General features: G+C 43.5%; 1 protein-coding gene. It reads right to left on the bottom strand.

Annotation, left to right across the window (positions count from 1 at the left end; translation table 11 throughout):
- Positions 1 to 223, bottom strand: a 223-nt coding sequence (locus AAC854_RS23770; protein WP_340619201.1) for a hypothetical protein, incomplete at both ends; no start/stop codon positions are given.

Raw genomic sequence — 223 nt, forward strand, 5'->3', positions numbered from 1 at the left:
GACCTTCATTAGGTGTTCAATTAATCCTGTCGGCTTGGGGTAATCAAAAACAGCGGAACCAAGAAGCGCTTCAACCTCTTTACTTCCCTGCTTCGTGGTAAAGCCGGTTATTATGGTTTTGGGATGTTCAGTGCCCCGCTTTTTAACATATTGAAGCACACCATTAGGCTTGAAGAAGAACTCAACAACCTGCTGTCCTTTAGAGTCAAAAGTCTCATTTCCT

Source organism: Xenorhabdus entomophaga (assembly GCF_037996725.1).
Classification (GTDB): Bacteria; Pseudomonadota; Gammaproteobacteria; order Enterobacterales; family Enterobacteriaceae; genus Xenorhabdus; species Xenorhabdus khoisanae.